This window comes from Enterobacter sp. PL_is511, assembly GCF_055816065.1.
Window position 1 is genome coordinate 201,454 of the sequence record NZ_JBVPGP010000020.1, and the last position, 22,898, is coordinate 224,351.

A 22,898-nucleotide genomic window follows, 5' to 3' on the forward strand; every position below is an offset into this window, starting at 1 on the left:
CGGGGAAAGGCCGGCAATTTTTCTGTTTATCCCCGCCACAAAATCATTATTTTTCCTTACTATTTTCAGTCTCCCTTCGCCCAAATTCGCCATAATTATCTACAGTAAAAGAGTGTTGTTATATTCGGTTACGTGAATTTTTATACGCTCAGTATCCTTTTTAGCCTGACTCGTTTTATTATAAGAAATTAGGGAAAAACAATAAGTTCACTTCGGTTTTGCCGCTGTTCCTCAACGGAAAAGTCGACTGCAAATGAATAATTTGTGCGCTAATGAAAGCTGCGGGAGAAAACATGATGGACGATCTGGAGCCGAATTTGCTGTTTCGCTACATGGGGACTCACAGCCCGTGGTGGCGCTTGTCAGCTGACAGCAACGCTCTGCACCTTTCCACCAGCGAAAATGCCGATGTCACTCAGGTCGTAGCGCTGGACGATGAACAGGCCGATCTCATCCGTCATTTAACCGTTATTACCTCCAGCATTTCAATGTCGCTCTCCCTCTACGGGGAAGATGTTCCGGTCCATCTTGTGGGCCGTAAAATTACCCGTAACGAGTGGGCCGGAACCGCTTCTGCCTGGAACGATACCCCCTCCGTGGCACGCGATCTGGCTCAGGGGCTCTCTTTCGCGGAACAGGTTGTCTCAGAGGCTAACTCCGTCATTGTTATTCTCGATCGGCACGGCAATATCCAGCGTTTTAATCGGCTTAGCGAAGAGTACACCGGCCTGAAAGAACATGAAGTCATTGGCCAGAACGTCTTTAAGCTGTTTATGAGCCGCAGCGAAGCGGCAGCTTCAAAGCGCAATATTACCGGTTTTTTTCGCAACGGCAGCTCATACGAAGTCGAACGCTGGATCAAAACGCGTAAAGGGCAACGGCTGTTTCTGTTCAGAAACAAATTCGTACACAGCGGCAGCGGTAAAAATGAAATTTTCCTTATCTGTTCCGGTACCGATATTACCGAGGAGCGCCGCGCTCAGGAGCGGCTGCGCGTGCTGGCCAATACCGATACCATCACCGGCTTGCCAAACCGTAATGCGATCCACGACCTGATTTCTGACGCCATCGCCAACCGCGGGGACACGCAGGTGGGCGTGGTGTATCTCGATCTGGATAATTTTAAAAAGGTCAACGACGCTTACGGGCATATGTTTGGCGATCAGCTGTTACAGGCCGTTGCCCTCGCCATTTTGAGCTGTCTGGATGAGGAACAGGTGCTGGCGCGACTTGGCGGTGATGAGTTTATCGTCATGGCCACCAATACCTCTCAGGGCTCTCTGGAGGCGATGGCATCGCGCATTTTAACCCGTCTGCGCCAGCCGTTCCGCATCGGTTTGATTGAGATTTATACCGGCTGCTCCCTGGGCATCGCCCTCGCCCCTCAGCATGGCAACGACCGGGAAAGCGTCATTCGTAACGCCGATACCGCCATGTACACCGCCAAAGAGAACGGCCGGGGCAAGTTCTGCGTCTTCTCGCCCGAGATGAACCAGCGCGTGTTTGAGTATCTCTGGCTGGATACCAACCTGCGTAAGGCGCTGGATAACGATCAGCTCCTGATTCACTATCAGCCGAAAATCACCTGGCGCGGGGAAGTCAGAAGCCTTGAAGCGCTGGTCCGCTGGCAATCACCAGAACGGGGTTTGATCCCGCCGCTGGAGTTTATCTCTTATGCCGAGGAGTCGGGGTTGATTGTGCCGCTGGGCCGCTGGGTGATGCTCGATGTGGTTCGCCAGGTGGCGAAATGGCGTGATAAGGGAATAAACCTGCGCGTGGCGGTGAACGTCTCTGCACGCCAGCTGGCCGACCAGACTATTTTCAGTGACTTAAAGCAGGCGCTGAAGGATCTGAATTTTGAATACTGCCCTGTCGATGTCGAATTAACCGAAAGCTGTCTTATCGAGAACGAAGAGCTGGCGCTGTCCGTGATCCAGCAATTCAGCCGACTAGGGGCGCAAATTCATCTGGATGATTTTGGCACCGGCTACTCTTCCCTTTCTCAACTGGCCCGCTTCCCTATCGATGCCATTAAACTCGATCAATCGTTTGTCAGGGATATTCATAAGCAGTCCATTTCCCAGTCTCTGGTGCGCGCTATCGTCGCGGTGGCGCAGGCATTAAATCTGCAGGTGATTGCCGAAGGTGTGGAAAGCGCAAAAGAAGACGCCTTTCTCACCAAGAACGGCGTCAACGAACGGCAGGGTTTTCTGTTTGCTAAGCCGATGCCCGCTGCCGCATTCGAGCGATGGCTAAAACGATATCAAGCGCGAAATCAACGTTAACTGGCTTTACGCAATCCCGCCGCGTGATGGCGGTTTTGCAGCGTGACCAGACGCTCCATGTAGGCGATATCTTTCGGCTCAAGGCAGAAAGCGGCGTCAACCCAGTCTTCCGTAATATCCATCAGTTCACTGCGGGGCAATTGCAGAACGCGCGTACGGGCGCGCAGCATCGCCCTTACGCCATTCAGTTTTGGCCGCAGCGTATCGATGAAGGTTCGGGTGGAGACATAGCTTTGTCCGGGTTCAAACAGGACATCCACCAGCCCGTGCTGTTCATACCATTCAGCCGTATGGGATTCCCCTTTATAGATGAGTTCCTCCGCCAGCTTCATGCCAGAACGGCGTGCAACCAGGGAATATCCCCCCATACCCGGAAACAGGTTGAAGGCAATCTCCGGAAAACCCAGACGGGCATCGCGCTGAGCCAGGACGAAATGGTGCGCCAGAGCGGCCTCAAACCCGCCCCCTAACGCACTGCCTTCGACCATCGCCAGAGAGATGGCCCCTGAATCAAACCCCCGTGAGGCCGCATGGACGCAATCAACGCAGGCGCGAGCGTACGCCCGTAACGCCTCCCGACGTCCGTTCTGAATGCACTCGACGAAGAACTGTAAATCACCGCCCACATTGTACATATCGGGAACCAGCGAACCGGTTACCCAAAAATCAACCGCAAAGCCAGACTGGCGAACCAGCCATGAGAAGTTCATGATCTCCTCAATTAACGCATGGTTAAAACAAGGCCGTGGCTGGGCCCGCAACATCATCCAGACGGTGTGACGCTCCGCTTCGTAATACCCTGACAGCTGCGTGAACCGTTCAGTATCGGTAAACAGTGTGCAGGTAGGCTGATTGATAACTGTCATAGTCTAATTCCTCTTATAAAAAAGCGCCTTGCGCGCCGTTTTAGACTAATCCACTCAATAAGCCCACTGCATGAGGGGGAATAAATTTATCACTTACGTTTATGTAATTTAGTTATTGCATTTTTTCCCTTCTCTTTTGATCCTAATTTCTGCATCATTGAAAATATTAACTTTTCGCGCCTGGGGTGAGATTATGTCTACTATTGACGCACAAGCTGTAGCACAACGAATTGATACCGTGCTGGATATCCTGGTGGCGGGCGATTATCACTCTGCTATCCGTAATCTCGAGATCCTGAAGTCTGAACTTCTTGCTCAGAATGGTGCTGACAACGCGCCTGAAAACAGACAGCCAAAAGCGCCGTGGGAAGTTTAACCCCACCGTCTCCGACCTCGTTTCGCTTTATTAAATGGATGCTATGAATTCCCGACAACAACTCATTTTGCAGATGGTCATCGATCAGGGACGCGTAAGCGTAGTCGATCTCGCTAAAACCACCGGCGTGTCTGAAGTCACAATCCGTCAGGATCTTAATCTGCTGGAAAAACAGAGCTACCTGCGTCGCGCGCACGGATATGCTGTCCCGCTGGACAGTGATGACGTTGAGACGCGCATGATGAATAACTACGCGCTCAAACGTGAACTGGCGGAATTTGCCGCGTCCCTGGTGAACAACGGCGAGACCGTTTTTATTGAAAACGGCAGCAGTAATGCTCTTCTGGCACGCACGCTTGCCGATCAAAAAGACGTTACTATCATCACCGTCAGCAGCTATATCGCGCATTTGCTCAAAGAGACGCGCTGCGAGGTGATTCTGCTCGGGGGTATTTATCAGAAAAAAAGCGAAAGCATGGTAGGCCCGCTGACCCGTCAGTATGTCCAGCAGGTTCATTTCAGCAAGGCCTTTATTGGGATTGACGGCTGGCAACCGGAGACAGGTTTCACCGGTCGGGATATGATGCGCTCTGACGTTGTGAATGCGGTGCTGGAAAAAGAGTGTGAAGCCATTGTGCTCACCGACAGCTCTAAATTTGGCGCCGTTCACCCGTATACGATGGGCCCCGCTTCACGCTTTAGCCGCGTGATTACCGACGAAAGATTGAGCGACGCGCACCGTAATAAACTGGAAGATGACGGACTGATCGTCAATATTATTAAAACAACCGCCTGAGTTCCCTCCGCGCCCGAATTTCGGGCGCATACGCCCTTCTTTCTCTGAGATGATTCTTAACCCTGCTTTAAGAGTTTTTACCTGTTTAACCCGCCTTAAAGTCGTAAAATTAATGTTAGCGATATAACAGGAAGTGACTATCACCTGCGTGATTACGTAACGCCTGCGCGACCAGCTTTCACGGAGAACAGAATTAAGTATTCGATTCGTCTATACTTAACGTGTACATCTTTCCGTGAATCGATAATTCAGGAGAAAGTATTATGACCTTAACCAGCAAAAAATTAGCCGCCGCTGTTCTGGCAATCACTGTAGCAATGTCCCTGAGCGCATGCTCTAACTGGTCTAAACGTGACCGTAACACCGCTATTGGTGCCGGTGCCGGTGCTCTCGGTGGTGCAGTATTAACGGATGGTAGTACGCTGGGTACATTAGGTGGCGCTGCTGTCGGTGGTATTATCGGTCACCAGGTTGGCAAATAATTATTATCTAAGCCTTCCTCGATATTGCGGTATTTAAACGCATTTCAGGTCTGACATACGCACGTATATAACACGAGCCACGGCATCTGCCGTGGCTCATTTATTTTAACCGCCTGCCAGTTTAACTTTCATGCCTTTGGCTTCCAGCAGTGATTTTATTAAATCACGTTTATCACCCTGGATTTCAATAACCCCGTCCTTTACGGCACCGCCGCAGCCACATTTCTTTTTCAGCTCGGCAGCCAGCTTAGTCAGTTCTGCATCATCCAGATCAATGCCTGAGATAAGGCAGACCCCTTTCCCCTTACGTCCGCTGGTCTGGCGCTGGATCCGAACGATGCCGTCCCCCTTAGGACGTTCCACTTTGGCTTTCGGTTCGTCTATCCGCCCGGAATCGGTTGAGTAGACCAGACGGCTGTTGGAATCGGTCATTACGCCCCCTTGTTCAGCGATGCATTGATAGCCTTAAGCGTCTCAGCCGGGTTTACAGACTGCGTCACCGGACGCCCGATAACCATATAGTCTACGCCCGCCGCCAGCGCCTGCTCAGGCGTCATAATGCGGCGCTGATCGCCCACGTCGCTGCCTGCAGGGCGGATCCCCGGCGTGACCAGTTTAAAATCCCGGCCCAGCGTTGATTTGAAACGTACCGCTTCCTGCGCGGAGCAGACGACGCCATCCAGGCCACACTGCTGCGTCAGACGCGCGAGACGTTCGGCATGTTCCACAGGTGACAACGTCACGCCAAGGTCGCGTAAATCACTTTCGTCCATACTGGTCAGCACGGTGACTGCGATCAACAGCGGCGCATCTTTACCGAACGGCAGGAGCGCCTCACGGGCGGCGGTCATCATTCTTGCCCCACCCGACGCATGGACGTTGACCATCCATACGCCCAGCTCTGCGGCTGCGGCAACGGCGTGGGCCGTAGTATTCGGAATATCATGGAATTTGAGGTCGAGGAAAACGTCAAAGCCGCGCTGTTGCAGATCGCGAACGATTTGCGGTCCAAACAGCGTGAACATCTCTTTGCCAACTTTCAAACGGCAGTCGCGAGGGTCGATACCGTCGACAAACGCCAGTGCAGCGTCACGCTTATTGTAATCAAGCGCAACAACAACAGGAGAATCCGTAATTACGCGGGAAGTGGAGGGTGTAACAGACGTCATGACCAGCCCTTTTCGTCTATGGGCGCGCAGCGGCGCGGAACAGATAAACGGCCAGCATTCTACCTGCCGACGCCGCAAATTGACAGGATCCTTTTACGCGCCTGCCAGGCCGGCAAACCGCACGGAGTAAAGGATACGGTAAAAACCATCAGTATGTTGTAACTAAAATGGGGCGTTTTAAAAAATCACTGCCCGTCCAGGCCACGAATGGGCTTGATGGTGGACCAGGCACGGCAGGAAGGACAGTGCCAGTAGAGCGTATACGCGGTAAAACCACACTTCTGGCAACGATAGCGCGGCTTGCTGCGCACCTGCTCGCCAACCATGTCGCGCAGGACCATCAGGCTCTCTTTGGCGCGCCCTTCTTCAGCATCGTTCAGGTGGTAATCCATCAGCTTATGGAACACCCGCATGGTCGGATGACGCTGCAGCTGGCGCGTAATATACACCTGCGCGGTGTCGCTTCCCTCATACTGCTCAACAACGTCTGAGAGCATCAGTTCAGCGGTGGCACCGGTATTTTCTTCCACGCAGCGACGCAGGAATGCCACCCACTCTTCCTGCTTGTCCAGCTGTTGATAGCAGGTTTGCAGCATTTCCAGCGTTTCACTGACCAGCTCTTTATCCTGGTCGATAACCCGCAGCAGGCTTTCAACGGCTTTGGCATAGTCGCCATTCGCCATAAAGACGCGTCCCATCATGATGGAGATTCGCGCGCTGTTGCGGTCCGCGGCGGCGCCTTTCTTCAGCAGCGCCATGGCTTTATCCATGTCGTCGTTACCCATCTGCTGAAGCGCAAGCTCACAGTAGAAATGGGCTATCTCAACGCGCTGCTTATCTTTACCCAGCTTCACCAGGCGTTCAGCCGTATCAATGGCTTTTTGCCAGTCGCTGGTGGCCTGATAAATCTGCAGGAGCTGCTGCAGCGCGCCGATGCGGAAATCTGTTTCATCCACCAGCTGCGCGAACATATCTTCTGCGCGATCGTACAACCCCGCGGCCATGTAATCACGCCCCAGCTGTTGCACCGCAAGGAGACGTTGATCGTAGGTCAGCGAGGCGCTTTCCATCAGGGTCTGGTGAATACGAATGGCGCGATCGACCTCGCCGCGCGAGCGGAACAGGTTACCCAGGGTGAGATGCGCTTCAACCGTCCCTGTATCCTCTTTCAGCATATCGAGGAACAGGTCTACCGCTTTGTCCTGCTGATTACTCAGGAGGAAGTTCACCCCCGCAACGTAGTCGCGGGAGAGCCGGTTGGCCTCATCCTGTTTTGTTTGTTGCGCACTTCTGCGGCCCATATACCAGCCATAGGCTGCGGCTACAGGCAAAAGCAGAAACAACAACTCCAGCATAGTCGATTATTCCTTCACGACCGGCACACCAGAGCTTTCCGGGATGTCAGACGCAGGGGCAATGTTATTTTCGAGTCGCTTAATTTTACGTTCAGCGCGCGCAAGAGAAACACGGACTTTCAACCAGAACAGACCGCAAACCAGCCAGCCAATAGCAAAGCCGGCAGCAAATAAGACCGCCAGCAGGCTCGAGACGCGATACTCACCCTGAGCCAGCAGATAGTTAAACGTCACCTGCTGATCGTTTTGTGCACCCAACGTGACTGAAATGACAAAAATCGCCAATACCAGTAAGAAAATGAGTAAATATTTCACATTACTTCCCGTTATGTGGTTCAAGCGAATAAAGTGTGTTCAACTCACCGCAATCAGCCTTATAAACTACCATTTTAGCGACGGGCGCGAAACGGAAAAAGTGACGCGCCAGTCATGTATCTATGGGCATAATACGGTTTATCAACCGTCAGGCGTCCGTTTGGTCCCTTTCGGCTATTTCTTCTTTCTCTTCTGGCGGTGGTGTAAGCGGGCCGCAGAATCGTTCAGCGAGCCAGGTCGCCAGCGTCACCAGCAGCCATGAGATAAGCGTGGCAACGACCAGGTCCTGCGGCCAGTGCATCCCCAGCAGTAAGCGGCTGCCCATAACCCCTGTCGCCCAGACCAGTAAAATCACCAGCGTGACCGTTCGACGCCTTGGCCACAGCAGCCCCACCCCCAGTAACGCCCAGCTGGCCGCAAACATGGTGTGACCGGAAGGAAACGCGAATCCCGTCTCTTTCTGCCAGTGTTTACGCAAGAATTTCGGGATATCCTGCTGTTCCGCAAGCTGTTCTTTCACCAGGGTTCCGCGATCTTTACGCTTTAAATTGTAGAACTCATCCACCGGAACATGATGCGTTTTTTCCAGCCAGACGACAAAAGGACGCGGTTCCTGAACGCGATCTTTTACCCAGGACTTCACGCCCTGACCAACAAGGATAGCGCCTCCGAGGATCGCAAAAAGCATCAGCGCCGCACGCAAACGAAAGCGCAGGCACCACAGAAACCAGGCGCAGAGTAGGACATGGGTAATAATTCCCCACGGCTGGGTGACCGTTTCCGTTATCCAGTATAACGTTTTCAGCCACGTGGCATTCTGCCCCGGCTGCCACATCCAGCCTGAGAGCCATACGGCCAGGGGCATAATCAGTAAAATGGCCGCGCCTGCTGCCGTACGTCTGGCGATTGAAAGCATGTCTTCTCCTTTTTCGCTAAGCCTCACAATCATAACTGAAATTCATTCGATGGGTGGATATGTCGGATCGTGCGTTTAACGTTCATATAGCATGGTGCCTATTAGGCGAACCTGCTGAGCTTGTGGCAAAATGAACTGATACAGAAAGCAAAACAGGGCAAAGGCACGAAACGTGTCAGCCTACTCTGGAGAATCACATGCAGCTTAAACGTGTGGCAGAAGCCAAACTGCCAACCCCATGGGGCGATTTCCTGATGGTGGGTTTTGAAGAACTGGCAACCGGACAGGATCATGTCGCGCTGGTGTATGGCGATATTTCAGGGCAGACGCCGGTGCTGTCCCGCGTCCATTCAGAGTGTCTTACCGGCGACGCGCTGTTCAGCCTGCGCTGTGATTGTGGTTTCCAGCTGGAAGCCGCCCTGTCTCATATTGCAGAAGAAGGCCGCGGCGTGCTGCTTTATCACCGTCAGGAAGGTCGTAATATTGGTCTGCTGAATAAAATCCGCGCTTACGCGCTTCAGGACCAGGGCTACGATACGGTGGAAGCAAACCATCAGCTCGGCTTCGCCGCTGACGAACGCGACTTCACCTTGTGCGCCGATATGTTCAAGCTGCTGGGCGTGGACGAAGTTCGTCTGCTGACCAATAACCCGAAAAAAGTGGAGATCCTGACCGAAGCGGGGATCAACATCGTCGAGCGTGTACCGCTGATTGTCGGCCGTAACCCGAAAAACGCCCACTACCTTGATACTAAAGCTGCCAAAATGGGCCATCTGCTGAAAGAGTGATGCTAAAAGCCCGGCACGCGTGCCGGGCTCATTCATCAATCCAGCATCTTACGAATCACATAATGTAAAATGCCGTCGTTCTGGTAGTAGGTCAGCTCGGTTGCCGTATCAATACGACACCGGCAATCCAGCACCTCGGTTTTGCCATCTGCCCGCGTTAACGTTACCGGCACCGTTTTACCCGGCTGCAGGTTTTGCAGGCCGCTAATGTCAATCTGCTCTTCCCCGGTCAGGCCCAGCGTTTTACGCGTGACGCCCTGCGGGAACTCAAGCGGCAGGATCCCCATACCGATCAGATTCGAGCGGTGAATACGTTCGAACGATTCGGCGATAACCACGCGAACGCCAAGCAGACGCGGACCTTTCGCCGCCCAGTCGCGGCTGGAGCCGGAACCGTACTCTTTCCCGGCAATCACCGCCAGCGGCGTACCTGCCTGTTGATATTTGACCGCCGCATCATAAATCGACACCACTTCCGTCCCCGGCAGATGGCGCGTCATGCCTCCTTCCACGCCCGGTACCATTTCGTTACGAATGCGGATGTTGGCAAACGTTCCGCGCATCATGACTTCATGATTACCGCGGCGCGATCCGTAGGAGTTAAAATCACGGCGTTCGACGCCCCGGCTTTGCAGATAACGACCCGCCGGGCTATCGGCTTTGATACTCCCCGCCGGTGAGATGTGGTCCGTCGTGACAGAATCCCCCAGCATCGCCAGAATGCGCGCGCCGTGGATATCCTTAAGCGGCGCCGGCTCGGCCTGCATCTCATCAAAGAACGGCGACAGACGAATATAGGTCGAGTCATCCTGCCAGTCATAGGTATCTGAGCCAATAACGTTGATGGCTTTCCATTCCGGCGTGCCTTCAAAGACTTCCGCGTACTCTTTGCGGAACATCTCGGTAGAGACCTTCTCAACGGCCAGCGCGATTTCTCGCGAAGATGGCCAGATATCTTTCAGGTAGACAGGATCATTCTTGCGATCGTGGCCAATCGGATCGGTCACCAGGTTGATATTCATGTTCCCTGCCAGGGCATAAGCGACCACCAGCGGCGGCGAGGCGAGCCAGTTGGTTTTCACCAGCGGGTGAATACGCCCTTCAAAGTTTCGGTTGCCGGACAGGACCGCGCCTACCGTCAGGTCACCCTGCTTAATCGCCGTTTCAATGGGTTCAGGCAGTGGACCAGAGTTACCAATACAGGTCGTACAGCCGTAGCCCACGAGGTTAAAGCCCAGCTCGTCAAGGTACGGCGTCAGTTTGGCCTGAGCCAGGTAATCCGAAACCACTTTGGAACCTGGTGCCAGCGAGGCCTTGACCCATGGCTGAGGTTTTAGCCCAAGCTCTACCGCCTTTTTAGCCAGCAGACCGGCTGCCATCAATACGCTGGGGTTGGACGTGTTGGTGCACGAGGTAATGGCGGCAATCACCACCGCACCATCCGGAAGCTGATACTGATGTCCGTTCAGAACATAGTCGACGGGACGATGGTCCTTCTGCGCCACGTTTACTTCCAGCGCATTGCTGGCGGCAAAGGCTTTTGGCACGTCACTCAGCGCAACCCTGTCCTGCGGGCGTTTCGGCCCTGCGAGGCTCGCTTCGACGCTTCCCATATCGAGTGCAAGCGTGCTGGTGAAAACAGGCTCATCGCCCGGATTGCGCCACATGCCCTGCGCTTTGGTGTACGCTTCCACCAGCGCGACCTGCTCTTCGCTACGTCCGCTAAGACGCATGTATTCCAGCGTCACATCATCAATAGGGAAAAAGCCGCAGGTTGCACCGTATTCCGGCGCCATATTGGCAATGGTGGCGCGGTCGGCCAGCGGCAGTGAATCCAGTCCGTCCCCGTAGAATTCGACAAACTTGCCTACCACACCATGCTTACGCAGCATCTGGGTGACGGTAAGCACCAGATCGGTGGCGGTAATGCCTTCAGACAGCCTGCCGGTGAGCTTGAAGCCCACCACATCCGGGATAAGCATGGACACCGGCTGGCCGAGCATGGCCGCTTCCGCTTCGATACCCCCGACGCCCCAGCCCAGCACGCCCAGACCGTTGATCATGGTGGTATGGGAGTCCGTGCCCACCAGCGTGTCCGGATAGGCGACCCACTCTTTATCCTGCAATTCGCTCCAGACGGCTTTACCCAGATATTCAAGGTTAACCTGGTGACAAATACCGGTACCTGGCGGGACCACGCTAAACCGGCTGAACGCCTGCTGCCCCCACTTCAGGAACACGTAGCGCTCGTGGTTACGCTCCATCTCCAGACGCACATTCTCGCCAAAGGCGTCGTCATCACCAAAGCGATCGACGGTTACGGAGTGGTCAATGACGAGGTCAACGGGGGAAAGCGGATTCACTTTTGCCGTATCTCCGCCCAGACGCTTAACGGCTTCGCGCATCGCGGCCAAATCAACGACGGCAGGAACGCCGGTAAAGTCCTGCATCAGCACCCTTGCCGGGCGGTAGGCGATTTCTCTGTCGGCATGGGCTTTTTCAAGCCACCCTGCCAGCGCCTGGATATCATCGAGGGTGACAGAGTCACCGTCCTGCCAGCGCAATAGATTTTCCAGTAAAACTTTCAATGACTTGGGTAAACGCGAAATGTCCCCAAGCGTTCTGGCAGCCAGCGGCAGGCTGTAGTAATGCCAGGTTTTGTTTTCTGCCTGTAATGTGTCCTTACTGGCTTCGCGTAGGGTTAACGACATAAGCTCCTCCTTAATCACAGAGATGCCCTGACAATCATCAGGGCCGTAATTAAAGATAACACAAAGATGTCGTAACGTTTTGATAACAACCCAAATTGATAAATTTAGGATTGGTCCAGAACAGGAAAACAAAAAACCCCGCCGTAGCGAGGTTTTACAATTTAGTGGAGGGCCAACCAGATGAGCTGACTCCAGAACAGAATCGACACGGTAAAAACGCCGATCCATGACCAGTATTTGTGAGACGTCATGTTATTCATCATAGGGACACCAGGCATTATTTATAAAACGTTCCGAGGTTTGACCTCAGTGCTATATTGCTGATGTGTATTTATTAAAGAGTACAAAAGTGCAGAGTCGATATTCAGACTATTTGCATCATTACGCAATTAACTAAATTATTGTTTTTTGGGTTCGTCTTCTGCGAACACATCAATAAACGCTTGCTGCTGCGGCGTCAGTTTCCAGGTCGCGGGTACAACAGTCGCAGGTGCTTTACGCCCTCTGTGGCCATTGTCACGATGCTGACACATCTGTTTTACCGAAGCTGTACGTACCGTCACTGCCATATTTAACCCCAATATTTCCAGGCCAGGAGAGCAACCACCACCCAAAACAGGGTAGAGACGAGAAAGACCGCCAGCCAGGCTTTACGCTTGAGCGCAGGATCCCTTTGCGGTTCTTCACTTCCTGAAGGCATTGCTAACCTCATACAATCGACATCGCTTATCATTTAGGACCAAACAATTGGTACAATTAATCATCTGTTGAGATAAATCCTAAAGAAACTTTAGCCGAAAAGCCAGTGAATTTACGCACCGGGAGGTATGAAATATTCAATCTTTTGACCAGAAATAAATAATTGAAAAGAAAAATTTGCGAAGGCGTAAATTAGTTTCTACTTTTGTCGCCAATTCACGACATTATAACCTTACGGACTAAATGGATAATGACATTATATGACAGGGGATACGTAGATGATGATAATTCTAATTTAGCTTTGAGGCGTTATTTCGGTATCTTTCCCTAAGGGAAAGATACCGGGTGTGATTATTTTTCGGGGAGTTTGATGTCTTTAAACATCTCTTCAATATCTTCATTTGAGCGTAATGCAACGGCGGTATCAACCACATCACGCGTTAAATGAGGGGCAAAGCGCTGAATAAAATCATACATATAGCTGCGCAGGAAGGTGCTGCGACGGAATCCAATCTTTGTGGTGCTATGACTGAAAACATCGTGCGCATCAAGACGCACCAGGTCAGGGTCTGACACCGGATCCACCGCCATGCTGGCAATGACGCCCACCCCCAGACCAAGCCGCACATAGGTCTTAATCACGTCGGCGTCCGTCGCGGTAAAGACAATGCGCGGCGTTAGCCCTGCCCGGTTAAAGGCCGTATCAAGCTCGGAGCGGCCGGTAAAACCAAACGTATACGTCACCAATGGATACTGGGCCAGCTCTTCGATAGAGACCGACCCTTTACCCGCCAGGGGATGATCCGGGGTCACCACAATAGAACGGTTCCAGTGGTAGCATGGAAGCATGACCAGATCGTCATAGAGGTGAAGCGCTTCGGTGGCGATGGCAAAGTCTGCATTACCCTTGGAAACGGCTTCAGCAATTTGCGTTGGCGAGCCCTGGTGCATATGCAAAGAGACGCGGGGATAACGCTCGATAAAGCCTTTGATGACACCGGGAAGCGCATAGCGCGCCTGGGTATGCGTCGTGGCAATATACAGCGAACCTTTATCCGGCCAGGTGTGTTCCCCTGCCACTGACTTAATCGCATCGACTTTAGAGAGGACTTCCCGCGCAATGCGGATGATTTCCTGCCCCGCAGGCGTCACCTGAGTGAGATGCTTACCGCTGCGGGCAAATATCTGGATACCTAACTCATCCTCCAGCATACGAACTTGTTTGCTGATGCCCGGTTGCGAGGTATACAACCCCTCGGCGGTAGAAGAGACGTTAAGGTTATGATTCACCACCTCAACGATATAACGAAGCTGCTGTAATTTCATGCCAGACCATCCGATTTAGCGCATGCGGTCAATCGCTTAAGACGATTTAATAATAAGAAACAGGTTAACTATAACCACTATATCATTTATAGCCTGACTGTATAGTACGGAACAAAAAATAATAACAAGGCAATAAAAAAGGGCCGGAAATCCGGCCCTTTTACAGGTAAGTTACGGTAAGGGAAGATTATTTCTTGCCTTCAACCCATTTGCCATCGACAAAGAAAGCTGACCATCCGGTCGCTTTACCCTCTTTCTCGGCCGCAACATACTGCTGCTTGGTTTTACGGCTAAACCGTACCACGGTTTTGTTGCCTTCCGGATCCTGCTGTGGCGCATCGGCCAGATAACGCAGTTTCTCAGGCAGACGATCGCGGAAGCGATGCAGCTCTTCCACCAGCGGCGCGCGCGTTTCACGCGATTTCGGGAAGGTGTTGGCGGCCAGGAAGACACCCGCAGCGCCGTCACGCAGCACAAAGTACGCGTCAGATTTCTCGCACGGCAGTTCTGGCAGCGGAACCGGATCTTCCTTCGGCGGAGCCACTTCACCATTACGCAGAATTTTACGCGTGTTTTTACACTCGTCGTTGGTACAGGCCATGTACTTACCGAAACGCCCCATTTTCAGGTGCATTTCAGAGCCACACTTCTCGCACTCTACAATCGGGCCGTCATAGCCTTTAATGCGGAACTCGCCCTCTTCGATCTCATACCCGTCACACGTTGGGTTATTACCGCAGACGTGCAGCTTACGTTTTGGATCGATCAGGTAGCTGTCCATTGCCGTGCCGCATTTTTTGCAGCGGCGTTTGGCACGCAGAGCGTTAGTTTCCGCATCGTCACCTTCCAGCACGTTGAGAACTTCGTTCTCAGGCACCAGGTTGATGGTGGTTTTGCAGCGCTCTTTTGGCGACAGCGCGTAGCCGGAGCAGCCAAGGAACACGCCCGTCGTGGCAGTACGGATCCCCATCTTGCGACCACAGGTTGGGCAGTCGATGCTGGTCAGAACCATCTGGTTAGGCAGCATGCCACCCTCTTCAGGATCCTTCTCCGCTTTCTCAAGCTGGTCGGTAAAGTCGCTGAAGAAGCTGTCGAGGACCTTTTTCCATTCCGCCTGATGGCTGGCAACCTGGTCGAGGCTGTCTTCCATTTGCGCGGTAAAATCGTAGTTCATCAACTCGCGGAAGTTAGCTTCCAGACGATCGGTGACGATCTCACCCATTTTTTCCGCATAGAAACGACGGTTTTCAGCGCGTACGTAACCACGGTCCTGAATCGTAGAGATGATGGACGCATAGGTCGACGGACGGCCAATACCGCGTTTTTCCAGCTCTTTCACCAGGGACGCTTCACTGAAGCGCGCAGGCGGCTTGGTGAAGTGCTGGGCTGGCACGAGATCAACCAGCGAGAGCTCATCCCCTTTGTTCACTGCCGGCAGCGTTCGGTCTTCATCACCTTTACGCAGCGCAGGCATCACTTTCGTCCAGCCGTCGAAACGCAGGATACGGCCACGCGCTTTGAGACGGAAATCACCCGCACCAACGGTCAGCGTGGTGGAGTCATACTGTGCCGGGGTCATCTGGCACGCCACGAACTGGCGCCAGATCAGCTGATACAGCTTCTGCGCGTCGGCTTCCATGTCTTTCAGTGATTCCGCTAACACAGAGACATCAGAAGGACGAATCGCTTCGTGTGCTTCCTGAGAGTTCTCTTTGCTGGCGAACTGGTTAGCGCTTTCCGGCAGGTATTTCTTACCGAAGTTGTCGCTGATGTAGCCGCGCACCATGTTGACCGCGTCCTGGCTCAGGTTGGTTGAGTCGGTACGCATGTAGGTGATGTAGCCCGCTTCATACAGGCGCTGAGCCATCATCATGGTCTTCTTCACGCCGTAACCCAGACGCGTGCTTGCAGCCTGTTGCAGCGTTGAGGTAATAAACGGCGCACCCGGCTTGCTGCTGGTCGGTTTGTCTTCACGTTCCAGCACCTGGTAGCGTGCTTTTTCCAGCAGCGCTACGGCGGCCATGGTCTGGTCGCGGTTTTCTGGACGGAAAGGCTTATCGTTCTGATGGCTGACCTGCAGCGGCAGAGCGTCACCGCCCGGCGTGGTCACATTGGCGTCAACTTCCCAGAACTCTTCCGGCACGAAGGCTTTAATCTCGCGCTCACGCTCAACGACCAGACGCACGGCGACGGATTGCACACGCCCTGCTGACAGGCCACGGGCAATCTTCTTCCACAGCAGTGGAGAAACCATGTAGCCCACAACGCGGTCCATAAAGCGACGTGCCTGCTGTGCGTTTACACGGTCAATATTCAGTTCGCCCGGCTTCTCAAACGCCTGACGAATCGCATTCTTCGTAATTTCGTTAAACACTACACGACTGTAGCGTTTGTCATCACCACCAATCACTTCCCGCAGGTGCCACGCAATGGCTTCCCCTTCGCGGTCAAGGTCGGTTGCGAGATAGATGTGGTCTGCTTTTTCAGCCAGCTGCTTCAGCTCGTTAACGACTTTTTCTTTCCCGGGCAGCACTTCATATTGTGCGTCCCAGTTATGCCATGGGTTAACACCCATGCGGTTGACAAGCGCGCTACGTTCATCCTTTTTAGGCTTTTTAGCCCCTTTGGTGGAGGTAGAGTCTGCGCTCTTTTTGCTGGCTGAGCCACTGGTCGGCAAATCGCGGATATGACCCACGCTGGACTTAACCACGTAGTCATTACCCAGATACTTATTGATCGTTTTGGCTTTTGCCGGGGACTCAACGATGACGAGAGCTTTACCCATATTCACCTTTACCTAATTTAATTCTTCCAGGAATACGCCGCACGTTGATTTCCCTTCCGCTGACGACGAGCCAATGATATTGCGACTGCGTCAGGAGATATCAACCCCTTTGTCTTACCGGGCGTTAAAGAAAAGACGCCCAGGTGATTGAGTTCTCGGGTATTTTTCTCACATCTCGTGTAATTCGTGACGAATTCCCGGTTGAATGTCAAGCAATTCTGTTGCCAGAATGACGAAAGCGCACACTCTACCTGATAAAATTCGTTACGCAACTTTATTAGCATGCAAAAGCAAATCCCGCCAGCCAGGTCCCTGTACCTTATCCCCTCACATTACAGGGAAAATTTGCCCCCAAAGCGCCCTCGGCGTAGACTATTGTCACTGTTTAAGGAGTGGATTATGCAGAATACGACCCAACCTATTGACCGAGCCTCTCTGCTTATCGAAGCAAACAAGCTTATCCGTGACCACGAAGATACGCTGGCGGGCATTGAAGCCACCGGCGTAGAGCAGCGTAATGGCGTGCTGATTTTCAGCGGCGAATACTTCCTTGACGAACAGGGGTTGCCGACCCCGAAAAGCACCGCCGTGTTTAACATGTTTAAATACCTGGCGCATACGCTTTCCGAGAAATATCACCTGGTCGATTAACGCAAAACGCGAGGCATGTGCCTCGCGTTTTTGTTTACAGCAGCGGTTTTTGTCCGCGCTGTAGCCAGCGCAGCAGCAGGCGGTCCGCGCTTTCTGCCGCACTGTTGGTAAAGCGGTCAAGAAGTCGCTTACGCTGGGTAAAGCGCACGCCCACCAGTTCCCGGCCTTCCATCAGGTTAAGCAGCAGATCGTCGCTGGTTCCGACTTCATCCACCAGCCCTTTCTCCTGCGCCTGGACGCCGTACCAGTGCTCGCCTGTCGCAACTTGTTCAATATCGAGCGTCGGGCGCATACGATGCACAAAGTCTTTAAAGAGGTGATGCGTTTCGTTGAGATCTTCACGGAACTTTTGACGCCCTTCTTCCGTGTTTTCTCCCAGCAGCGTCAGGGTACGTTTATACTGACCCGCCGTGTGAAGTTCGATATCAATCTCTTTATTTTTCAGGAAGCGGTTAAAGTTCGGAATTTGCGCGACCACGCCGATCGAGCCAATGATAGAGAACGGTGCGGCCACAATTTTGTCCGCCACGCAGGCCATCATGTAGCCTCCGCTGGCCGCCACTTTATCCACGGCCACGGTCAGCGGGATCTGTTTTTCACGCAGGCGCTGCAACTGTGAGGCGGCCAGTCCGTAACCGTGAACCACCCCGCCCGGGCTTTCAAGACGCACGACAACCTGATCCTGCGGTGTCGCCACGGCCAGAACGGCAGTCACTTCCTCCCGCAGAGAAGAAACCTCATGCGCATCCATACTGCCTTTAAAATCGAGCACATAGACACGTGGCGTGGCCTTATCCTGCGGCGCATTGAGCTTCGCTTTTGCCTTTGCCGCTTTGGCTTCCTGTTTATGCTTTTTCTTCTGCGCTTTCAGCCAGAGTTTCTGTTGATGACTATCAAGCAGCGCCAGAGACATATCTTCCTGCATCTCTTTGTATTGCTCGCTCAGGCGGGTGATGCGTAACTCCCCTCGCTGACGCTTGCGCTGCGTCAGGTTGACAATCAGAACGGCAACCACCGCAATGGCAATCACCACCGTCGCGATTTTGGCCAAAAACAACCCATATTGAGAAAGTAATTCCACGCGTTCCACCTTGATTTAACCACGAATCTTTCACGGCAGTGTACATCAGCCCTGCCCATGCGTCTCGCTCGAGACATTACCTCTGCGAGCCGCCTTCAGGAATCCCCGCACTGACGTTTAAATATTTGCAAATTGTTAATTTTACAGTAATGCGTCCTGTAGACTGATTGAATTATTAGGCTAATTCGGGCATAAAGCCGAAAAGTCATCATAAAGGCGCCATTGCATCATCGGTCGCCTGAGGAGTCACCGTGCATTATCAACCGCAAAAAAATCTGCTGCAAAACCGGATTATTCTTGTCACCGGTGCCAGCGACGGGATTGGCCGCGAGGCGGCCCTGACATACGCCGAATACGGCGCGAACGTCATTCTGATCGGGCGCAACGAAGAAAAACTGAAAAACGTCGCTCAGGAGATTGAGGCTGTATGCGGCACGCCGGCCCCGTGGTATACACTCGATTTACTGACCTGCACGCCCGAAGTATGCCAGGAATTAGCCCAGCGCATCAGCGCCCACTATCCGAGACTCGACGGCGTACTGCATAACGCCGGTTTGTTAGGCGAAGTGCGTCCGATGGATGAACAGGATCCTGATATCTGGCTGCAGGTGATGCAGGTCAACGTCAACGGGACGTTTTTCCTGACCCAGGCACTGCTTCCTTTATTACTCAAATCGGATTCAGGTTCACTGGTGTTCACCTCCTCCAGCGTTGGCCGTGAGGGACGCGCGAACTGGGGAGCCTATGCCGTATCAAAATTCGCGACCGAAGGCATGATGCAGGTGCTGGCGGAGGAGTACCAGAGCCGCCATCTGCGCGTAAACTGCATCAACCCGGGCGGTACGCGCACCAAAATGCGCGCCAGTGCGTTCCCGAGCGAAGATCCGCAGAAGCTGAAAACCCCGGCAGACATTATGCCGCTCTATCTCTGGCTGATGGGCGACGACAGCCGCCGCAAAACCGGGATGACCTTTGACGCCCAGCCGGGCCGTAAACCAGGAATTTCGCAATGAGTGAAGAACGTCATCAGCAGCGCCAGCAGCGTCTGAAAGAACAGGTCGATGCGCGCGTCGCGGCGGCACAGGACGAACGTGGGATCGTCATTGTCTTTACCGGCAACGGCAAGGGGAAAACCACCGCCGCATTCGGTACGGCGACACGCGCCGTCGGACACGGGCAAAAAGTGGGCGTGATCCAGTTTATTAAAGGCACATGGCCCAACGGCGAGCGCAATTTGCTGGAGCCTCACGGCGTCGAGTTTCAGGTAATGGCAACCGGGTTTACGTGGAATACCCAGAACCGGGAAACGGATACCGCCGCCTGTCTCGCCGTCTGGGAGCATGCAAAGAGAATGCTGGCAGATCCTTCGCTGAATATGGTTCTGCTGGATGAGATAACCTATATGGTCGCCTACGACTACCTGCCGCTGGAGGCCGTGCTGGATGCTCTGAAGAACCGTCCTGTACACCAGACGGTTATCGTCACGGGGCGCGGATGTCATCGGGATATTCTGGAGATGGCCGATACCGTCAGCGAGCTGCGTCCGGTCAAACATGCGTTTGATGCGGGCATCAAAGCGCAAATTGGCGTTGATTACTAAAGAAAAAAGCCCGGTGCATTCACCGGGCTTTTACATTAACCGTTGTTATTACGGCTGCCGGAGCGGCGACTGCTGCTCACCTGGCTGTGGCGCTTCACCGCGCGACGGATCTGATTCGCCTTCATGCGACGACGATCTTTTTCTACCGCCACTTTTGAGGTGGTTTCCGGCGTCAGGCCGACCAGCTCGCGCAGATAGTTGGTTTGGGTCAGATCCAGTTCGGTATAACCACCGCGTGGCAGACCTTTCGGCAGCAGGATATCGCCGTAACGGACACGGATAAGACGGCTAACCTGTACGCCTACCGCTTCCCAGAGACGACGCACCTCGCGGTTGCGGCCTTCGGTCAGGGTCACGTTGTACCACTGGTTGATGCCTTCCCCACCGGTAAATTTGATGGTTTTGAACGCCGCTGGACCGTCTTCCAGCTGAACGCCACGCGACAGATCGCGCAGTTTATTCTCATCAACCTGGCCAAATACGCGCACCGCGTATTCACGTTCCACTTCACGGCTTGGGTGCATCAGACGGTTTGCCAGTTCACCATCGGTGGTAAACAGCAGCAGACCGCAGGTGTTCACGTCCAGACGACCAACGGCAATCCAGCGAGCACCGCGCAGTTTAGGCAGACGGTCAAACACCGTCGGACGACCTTCCGGGTCGTTGCGGGTGCACAGCTCGCCTTCCGGCTTGTAGTAAGCCAGCACGCGACAGATTTGTTCAGCGGACTCTTTCACGGAGATAAGATGACCGTCGATGCGGATCTTCAGCCCCGGTACGATTTCAACGCGGTCACCCAGCGTGGCGATTTTACCGTCCACACTCACGCGACCCGCTTCAATAATGGCTTCGATTTCACGGCGTGAGCCGTGGCCGGCACGCGCCAGCACTTTCTGTAACTTCTCGCTCATTGAGCTTCCTCAGGTGTCGCCTTCACAGGCGTCGAATCAGGTCAAAAGAGGGCTGAGCCCTGCTTTGATGGCCGCGTAGTATATCTGCTTATACCATTACAAGAAAGGCTTTACATCGCCCACGCCCTCACGAATCACTTCCGGTGCATCTTCGGTTAAGTCGACCACGGTGGTCGGCTGCTGGCCGAGATAGCCGCCGTGAATAATCAGCTCGACTACCTTCTCCAGACGATCTTTGATCTCTTCCGGATCGGACTCGGTAAATTCACTTCCTGGCAGCATTAGCGAGGTAGAGAGCATCGGCTCGCCGAGGGTTTCCAGCAGCGCCTGCGCAATCGGGTTCGACGGCACGCGCATGCCGATAGTCTTACGCTTTTCCTGCAGCAGGCGGCGCGGCACCTCTTTCGTCCCTTTCAGGATGAAGGTGTAGTTGCCCGGCGTGTTGTTCTTAATCAGGCGAAACGCCACGTTATCGACATACGCATAGGTCGACAGCTCAGAGAGATCGCGGCACATCAGGGTAAAGTTATGGCCGTCCGGCAGCTGGCGAATACGACAAATGCGTTCCATCGCCCCTTTATCTTCAATTTTGCAGCCCAGCGCGTAGCCTGAATCGGTCGGATAGACAATCACGCCGCCTTTGCGGACGATCTCCACGGCCTGGTTGATCAGACGTGGCTGCGGGTTATCCGGATGGATATAGAAAAACTGACTCATACTTCCCTCTCTTCAATTTGCTGCGGCTGTTCCCAGAGATGCCAGACCGGCTCAACGCCAGCGGGCAGCCAGAGCTTGCGCCCCAGCTCGATCCAGGCGCAGGGCTGATGGAAATCAGATCCCTGTGACCCAAGCAGGCCGAACTGGCGGGCATAGGTCGCGAGCTGCGCGCGTTCGTTGGGCGCCTGCTGACATTGGGCGACTTCCATCGCCTCGCCACCGCATTCGGCAAAGTGTGCCAGCAGTCTTTTCAGCCATTTAGCAGAAAGATTATACCGCCCCGGATGTGCCAGCACGGCCTTACCGCCAGAATGATGAATCACATCAATAGCTTGTTTTATTGTACACCACTGTGGCGGAACGTATCCGGTTTTCCCGCGCGCCAGATACTTTTTAAAAACATCCGCCATGGTCGTCGCTTTGCCTGCTTCTACCAGAAAACGGGCGAAATGACCGCGGGTGACTGCCCCGCCGTTCGCCAGCTTTTGCGCACCTTCCAGCGCGCCCGGAATATGCGCCTTTTCCAGACGCTCGCCGATCATCTCTGCGCGCTGGTTGCGGCGCGTTTTTTGTTCTTGCAAAAAGGCAATAAGTGCCGGATGGTCTATATCGATGTTCAGGCCAACGATATGAATCTCATGGTTTTCCCAGACGGTCGAAATCTCAACGCCGGACACCAGATTTAGCGCCATCCCGCTGCGGGCGATCTCAGCGCGCGCCGCCGGAATAGCATCTGTCGTATCGTGATCGGTTATCGCCAGCGTACCGACGCGCATTTCAACGGCACGATGAACCAGGGCTTCGGGTGTCAGCAGGCCATCAGAGGCCTGAGTATGGCTGTGTAAATCATAAATAATGGCGTAGGTGGTATCGCTCAAAGCACTTCCCATAACAGGTTGGAGACATCCGAAAACCCCATGATACCGACTTCACGCGAAATTCTGAAATCAAGGGTTGACAACACGCCATCGAACTAGTTAACTAGTACGCAAGTTCACAAGAGAAAGGTATCTGAAAATGACAGCACATTTCACTCTGCACGGTTGGTGGCGTACTTCCTGATCATCGG

Annotated in this window: 25 protein-coding genes and 1 other annotated feature (1 of these 26 running past the window's edge); of the genes, 9 read left to right on the plus strand and 16 right to left on the minus strand. The window is 53.6% G+C overall.

The window, feature by feature from the left end:
- Positions 1-293: 293 nt before the first annotated feature.
- A complete protein-coding gene (gene pdeR / locus AC0TN7_RS08585; RefSeq protein ID WP_048992047.1) occupies positions 294-2,285 on the plus strand; it encodes a cyclic di-GMP phosphodiesterase in 1,992 nt (663 codons plus the stop codon).
- Here the strand turns inward: pdeR and AC0TN7_RS08590 are convergent.
- Entirely contained in the window at positions 2,282-3,151 is an 870-nt protein-coding gene (locus tag AC0TN7_RS08590; protein ID WP_048991912.1) for a crotonase/enoyl-CoA hydratase family protein, read from the minus strand. The genes pdeR and AC0TN7_RS08590 overlap by 4 nt on opposite strands.
- A 193-nt stretch (positions 3,152-3,344) precedes the next feature.
- On the opposite strand from AC0TN7_RS08590, the gene AC0TN7_RS08595 reads away from it, so the two are divergent.
- From AC0TN7_RS08595 to osmB, 3 genes are all read left to right on the plus strand, one after another.
- Positions 3,345-3,527, plus strand: coding sequence for a YciZ family protein (locus AC0TN7_RS08595; protein WP_024907126.1), 183 nt, complete (start codon positions 3,345-3,347; stop codon positions 3,525-3,527).
- A 43-nt stretch (positions 3,528-3,570) separates the two neighbouring features.
- A complete protein-coding gene (yciT, locus tag AC0TN7_RS08600; RefSeq protein WP_048991911.1) occupies positions 3,571-4,323 on the plus strand; it encodes a DNA-binding transcriptional regulator YciT in 753 nt (250 codons plus the stop codon).
- Positions 4,324-4,586: 263 nt separating this feature from the next.
- The gene (gene osmB / locus AC0TN7_RS08605; protein ID WP_008501216.1) at positions 4,587-4,805 is read left to right on the plus strand and encodes an osmotically-inducible lipoprotein OsmB; all 219 of its coding nucleotides are present in this window, start codon (positions 4,587-4,589) and stop codon (positions 4,803-4,805) included.
- A gap of 105 nt (positions 4,806-4,910) precedes the next feature.
- Here the strand turns inward: osmB and yciH are convergent, their stop codons facing one another.
- The 5 genes from yciH to pgpB all read right to left on the minus strand — a co-directional run bounded on the left by yciH (position 4,911) and on the right by pgpB (position 8,560).
- Positions 4,911-5,237, minus strand: a complete 327-nt coding sequence (gene yciH / locus AC0TN7_RS08610; RefSeq protein ID WP_045908885.1) for a stress response translation initiation inhibitor YciH — start codon at positions 5,235-5,237, stop codon at positions 4,911-4,913.
- On the minus strand, positions 5,237-5,974 hold the full coding sequence (gene pyrF / locus AC0TN7_RS08615; protein WP_473702065.1) for an orotidine-5'-phosphate decarboxylase: 738 nt from the start codon (positions 5,972-5,974) through the stop codon (positions 5,237-5,239). Before pyrF ends, yciH begins: the two co-directional genes overlap by 1 nt.
- Positions 5,975-6,159: 185 nt before the next feature.
- Complete coding sequence (lapB, locus tag AC0TN7_RS08620; protein ID WP_023335944.1) at positions 6,160-7,329, minus strand: lipopolysaccharide assembly protein LapB; 1,170 nt, start codon at positions 7,327-7,329, stop codon at positions 6,160-6,162.
- Between the two features lie 6 nt (positions 7,330-7,335).
- On the minus strand, positions 7,336-7,644 hold the full coding sequence (locus AC0TN7_RS08625) for a LapA family protein (RefSeq protein ID WP_023312067.1): 309 nt from the start codon (positions 7,642-7,644) through the stop codon (positions 7,336-7,338).
- Between the two features lie 148 nt (positions 7,645-7,792).
- Positions 7,793-8,560, minus strand: a complete 768-nt coding sequence (pgpB, locus tag AC0TN7_RS08630; protein ID WP_473702066.1) for a phosphatidylglycerophosphatase B — start codon at positions 8,558-8,560, stop codon at positions 7,793-7,795.
- A 197-nt stretch (positions 8,561-8,757) separates the two neighbouring features.
- Between pgpB and ribA the strand changes: the two genes are divergently transcribed.
- Positions 8,758-9,348: a GTP cyclohydrolase II gene (gene ribA, locus AC0TN7_RS08635; RefSeq protein ID WP_008501210.1), complete on the plus strand. Its 591-nt coding sequence runs from the start codon at positions 8,758-8,760 to the stop codon at positions 9,346-9,348.
- Between the two features lie 35 nt (positions 9,349-9,383).
- On the opposite strand, the gene acnA is transcribed toward ribA, so the two are convergent.
- From acnA to topA, 6 genes are all read right to left on the minus strand, one after another.
- Positions 9,384-12,059: an aconitate hydratase AcnA gene (gene acnA / locus AC0TN7_RS08640; RefSeq protein ID WP_473702067.1), complete on the minus strand. Its 2,676-nt coding sequence runs from the start codon at positions 12,057-12,059 to the stop codon at positions 9,384-9,386.
- Positions 12,060-12,220: 161 nt separating this feature from the next.
- Positions 12,221-12,319 carry a small membrane protein YmiC gene (ymiC, locus tag AC0TN7_RS08645; RefSeq protein WP_032623144.1) on the minus strand — a complete coding sequence of 33 codons (99 nt, stop codon included), beginning with the start codon at positions 12,317-12,319 and terminating at the stop codon, positions 12,221-12,223.
- Positions 12,320-12,457: 138 nt separating this feature from the next.
- Positions 12,458-12,628, minus strand: a complete 171-nt coding sequence (locus AC0TN7_RS08650) for a hypothetical protein (RefSeq protein ID WP_048991908.1) — start codon at positions 12,626-12,628, stop codon at positions 12,458-12,460.
- Positions 12,629-12,630: 2 nt separating this feature from the next.
- Entirely contained in the window at positions 12,631-12,771 is a 141-nt protein-coding gene (locus AC0TN7_RS08655) for a YmiA family putative membrane protein (RefSeq protein WP_213327741.1), read from the minus strand.
- 338 nt (positions 12,772-13,109) lie between these two features.
- Positions 13,110-14,084: an HTH-type transcriptional regulator CysB gene (gene cysB / locus AC0TN7_RS08660; protein WP_024907120.1), complete on the minus strand. Its 975-nt coding sequence runs from the start codon at positions 14,082-14,084 to the stop codon at positions 13,110-13,112.
- A 187-nt stretch (positions 14,085-14,271) separates the two neighbouring features.
- A complete protein-coding gene (topA, locus tag AC0TN7_RS08665; RefSeq protein WP_024907119.1) occupies positions 14,272-16,869 on the minus strand; it encodes a type I DNA topoisomerase in 2,598 nt (865 codons plus the stop codon).
- 399 nt (positions 16,870-17,268) lie between these two features.
- Here topA and AC0TN7_RS08670 point away from each other — a divergent pair, with 399 nt between their 5' ends.
- Positions 17,269-17,520, plus strand: a complete 252-nt coding sequence (locus tag AC0TN7_RS08670) for a YciN family protein (RefSeq protein ID WP_023312072.1) — start codon at positions 17,269-17,271, stop codon at positions 17,518-17,520.
- 34 nt (positions 17,521-17,554) lie between these two features.
- Here AC0TN7_RS08670 and sohB read toward each other — a convergent pair whose 3' ends face one another.
- Positions 17,555-18,601 carry a protease SohB gene (gene sohB / locus AC0TN7_RS08675; protein WP_024907118.1) on the minus strand — a complete coding sequence of 349 codons (1,047 nt, stop codon included), beginning with the start codon at positions 18,599-18,601 and terminating at the stop codon, positions 17,555-17,557.
- A 251-nt stretch (positions 18,602-18,852) separates the two neighbouring features.
- Between sohB and AC0TN7_RS08680 the strand changes: the two genes are divergently transcribed.
- Both AC0TN7_RS08680 and cobO read left to right on the plus strand, forming a co-directional pair.
- Positions 18,853-19,614, plus strand: a complete 762-nt coding sequence (locus AC0TN7_RS08680; RefSeq protein WP_473702068.1) for a YciK family oxidoreductase — start codon at positions 18,853-18,855, stop codon at positions 19,612-19,614.
- Complete coding sequence (cobO, locus tag AC0TN7_RS08685) at positions 19,611-20,201, plus strand: cob(I)yrinic acid a,c-diamide adenosyltransferase (RefSeq protein ID WP_024907116.1); 591 nt, start codon at positions 19,611-19,613, stop codon at positions 20,199-20,201. The genes AC0TN7_RS08680 and cobO overlap by 4 nt, the downstream gene beginning before the upstream one ends.
- Before the next feature lie 35 nt (positions 20,202-20,236).
- Here cobO and rluB read toward each other — a convergent pair whose 3' ends face one another.
- The 3 genes from rluB to rnm form a co-directional block, all read right to left on the minus strand.
- Entirely contained in the window at positions 20,237-21,112 is an 876-nt protein-coding gene (gene rluB / locus AC0TN7_RS08690) for a 23S rRNA pseudouridine(2605) synthase RluB (RefSeq protein ID WP_023312076.1), read from the minus strand.
- Positions 21,113-21,208: 96 nt separating this feature from the next.
- Positions 21,209-21,829 carry an L-threonylcarbamoyladenylate synthase gene (locus AC0TN7_RS08695; protein ID WP_003856793.1) on the minus strand — a complete coding sequence of 207 codons (621 nt, stop codon included), beginning with the start codon at positions 21,827-21,829 and terminating at the stop codon, positions 21,209-21,211.
- Positions 21,826-22,707 carry an RNase RNM gene (gene rnm / locus AC0TN7_RS08700; protein ID WP_024907115.1) on the minus strand — a complete coding sequence of 294 codons (882 nt, stop codon included), beginning with the start codon at positions 22,705-22,707 and terminating at the stop codon, positions 21,826-21,828. The genes AC0TN7_RS08695 and rnm overlap by 4 nt, the downstream gene beginning before the upstream one ends.
- 139 nt (positions 22,708-22,846) lie before the next feature.
- Here rnm and trpL point away from each other — a divergent pair, with 139 nt between their 5' ends.
- Positions 22,847-22,891, plus strand: coding sequence for a trp operon leader peptide (gene trpL, locus AC0TN7_RS08705; protein ID WP_106993556.1), 45 nt, complete (start codon positions 22,847-22,849; stop codon positions 22,889-22,891).
- Positions 22,868-22,898: a sequence feature (Trp leader region), on the plus strand; it runs 63 nt beyond the window's last position. Its footprint overlaps the gene before it by 24 nt.